The following is a 2,836-nucleotide window of genomic DNA, read 5'->3' on the forward strand; positions in this document are numbered from 1 at the left end:
GCCAAAAATGCGCCAGCCGGTTCCGAAACCGCCGTTGCCGTGATGAAGAGCGCTGTTGCTGCCGCGAATAACGCATTCGAATCCATGCAAAAGGCTGTCAAGCAAGCCAGCGAAATGGCTGAAGCCAACTTCAACACCGTGGCTGCATCCGCAGTGAGCGCCACGAAAACCGCTTCCAAGAAGCGTTAATTGTTATTCATTGTTCCCGCATTTCTGCGGGAACGACCGGAGCCTGATCCCGGAACCTTGCGTAACAGCACGATTCCAGACCGCTTGTCTCCTCGGATCCATTCGAAATTCATTTTCACGGATCCAGTTAAGCCCAGTCGCAAGATTGGGCTTTTTTTTGTCCGGCGCATCCCGATTTAAGCTATTCAGGCGTTTTACCCAATAGGGACGAGCGCTAGCAGCTATCAAATCAATAGCAGCTACCTTGCCATCGCCACACCCGCTGCGGCCAGCTTTGCCTTCAGCTGTGGCAACGCGGCCAACATGGCCGCACGGCCTGAATCGATGGCGCGCTGCCGCGCAGAGAAGTCGGCGCTTTTCAGGCCCGTAAGCGACGGACGGACCACGACATCGGCATCCTTGAGYTCGTACTGGTTGATGCTTTTGCCCATGATGGCAAAAGTCTGCAGCAGGATTTGCAACGTGTCGCCGGCGAGGTTGGCTTCGGGCGGGCTGGAGATGTCGACAGCAATCACGACGTCGGCCCCCATCTGCCTGGCAAAGCGCACAGGCACCGGTGAGACCAGGCCGCCGTCTACATACTCGCGGCCGTTGATCTTGACGGGCACGAACACAGCCGGCACCGCACTGGATGCGCGCACTGCTGTGCCGGTATCGCCGCGCTGGAACAGCACGGCCTGGCCGCTGTTGAGATCGGTGGCGACGATGCCCAGCGGAATGGCCATGTTTTCCATCAGCCGGTTGGCCACAAGGTCGTTGACATAGCGGGCCAGCGCGTCACCGCGGAACATGCCGCGGCCGATGATCGGCAGCATCCAGTCGGTGATGGCAACTTCCTCCATGTTCAGCGCGGTCTGCTGCAGCTGCGCGCTGGTCTTGCCACTGGCGTACAGCGCCGCCACCAGGCTGCCGGCTGATGTGCCGACCACCAGTTGCGGCTTGAGCCCGGCCTCCTCAAGCACGGCGATCACACCCACATGGGCAAAGCCGCGCGCCGCGCCACCGCCCAGCGCCAGCCCGATGCGCACCGGCTTTCTGGCGGCCTCCGCCGGTAGCGGCGCTACAGGCGCGGCCGGTCCGGGCGGCGCTGTGGCGCAGCCGGCAAACAGCGACAAAACCGCAGCCAGGCCGATGCCCGCCAGCCAGTCCAGCCCTCGTGAAGGCTTGCACAACGTAGGGGGACTACCAAGAATGATTCTTATTTGCTTTATCATGGCCGGGCTTTAAAAATACCAGTAAGGAAGTGGAAAGTTATGTACAAAAAAGTGGTTCTCTCGTCGCTGATGCTGCTGGCAGGCTTGGCATCAGCGCAGGAACAGGTGGTCAACTTGTATTCTGCCCGCCATTACCAGACGGACGAAAAGCTCTACAGCGACTTCACCAAGGCCACCGGGATCAAGGTGAACCGCGTGGACGCGGATGACGCCGGCATTTTGGCGCGCCTGAAGGCCGAAGGCACGGCATCTCCTGCCGACGTGATTTTGCTGGTCGATGCCGCGCGCCTGCACAAGGGCGATGCGGACGGCCTCTTCAAGCCCATCAAGTCACCCGCCCTGGAAGCCGCCATCCCGGCCAAGTTGCGCGCCAAGGAAACGGCCGAAGGCACGACCTGGTTCGGCTTCTCGACGCGCGCCCGCGTTGTGGTGTTTGACAAGCTCAAGGTCAAGAAAGCCGACGTGGACACCTACGAAAAGCTGGCCGACCCGAAGAACAAGGGCCTGCTGTGCACCCGCTCCGGTGCACATCCGTACAACCTCTCCCTCTTCGGTGCGGTGACCGAGCATCTTGGCGAAGCCAAGGCCGAGCAATGGCTCAAGGGCTTGGTGGCGAACATGGCGCGTGACCCCAAGGGCGGCGACAGCGACCAGATCAAGGCCGTGGCCAGCGGCGAGTGCGGCATTGCGCTGACCAACACCTACTACCTGGCGCGCATCATGCGTTCCAACGCGCCTGAAGACAAAGTCGTGGCCGACCGCGTGGGCGTGGTCTTCCCCAACCAGGACAGCTGGGGCACGCATGTGAATATCGCCGGCGCGGCGGTTGCCAAAAACGCCAAGAACACGGCCAACGCCGTCAAGTTCATGGAATATCTGGCCAGCCCGAGCGCACAGGAGTACTTTGCCAACGGCAACAACGAGTGGGCCGCCGTACCGGGGCTGGGCGTGAGCAATCCCGCGCTCAAGGCCATGACACCGTCGGGCAATGGCAGCTTCAAGTCTGAAACCATCCCGATCAGCGCCGTGGGCAACAACCAGCTCAAAGTGCAGCAGATGTTGGACCGTGTCGGCTACAAATAAGCCAACGCCCCACTTTTGCGAAAAGCCCGGCCGCCGAAAGGCGCCGGGCTTTTTCATCGCCGGGCCGTCCCTAGATGAAAAGCGTCCCTCGGGGGCAGCGACCACACGAAGTGAACGAGCGCGGGGGGTACTTTTCATGCGCCATAATTGACGTTTACGTTAACGTCACCCAAAACGTTCACGCAAGCTCTTCAAAATCTCTCCATCTTCATCAAGGAACCACCATGGAAATCGCAGGCAAAGTATTTATCGTCACCGGCGGCGCATCGGGCCTGGGTGAAGGCACGGCACGCATGCTGGTGGCCAACGGCGCCAAAGTCGTCATCGCCGACATGCAGGCAGATAAAGGC

General features: G+C 60.8%; 3 protein-coding genes and 1 pseudogene. 3 read left to right on the plus strand and 1 reads right to left on the minus strand.

Annotation, left to right across the window (positions count from 1 at the left end; translation table 11 throughout):
* Nucleotides 1-189, plus strand: a pseudogene (locus tag AC1DWI_RS18880) (phasin family protein); the annotation flags it as partial.
* Nucleotides 190-428: 239 nt separating this feature from the next.
* Here the strand turns inward: AC1DWI_RS18880 and AC1DWI_RS18885 are convergent.
* Nucleotides 429-1,322, minus strand: a complete 894-nt coding sequence (locus AC1DWI_RS18885) for a patatin-like phospholipase family protein (RefSeq protein WP_477671227.1) — start codon at nucleotides 1,320-1,322, stop codon at nucleotides 429-431.
* Nucleotides 1,323-1,442: 120 nt separating this feature from the next.
* On the opposite strand from AC1DWI_RS18885, the gene AC1DWI_RS18890 reads away from it, so the two are divergent.
* The gene (locus AC1DWI_RS18890) at nucleotides 1,443-2,486 is read left to right on the plus strand and encodes an extracellular solute-binding protein (RefSeq protein ID WP_477671035.1); all 1,044 of its coding nucleotides are present in this window, start codon (nucleotides 1,443-1,445) and stop codon (nucleotides 2,484-2,486) included.
* A gap of 224 nt (nucleotides 2,487-2,710) precedes the next feature.
* The coding region (locus AC1DWI_RS18895) for an SDR family NAD(P)-dependent oxidoreductase (RefSeq protein ID WP_477725437.1) at nucleotides 2,711-2,836 on the plus strand (126 nt) is incomplete at its 3' end.

This window comes from Polaromonas sp. P3_C2 (assembly GCF_056402675.1).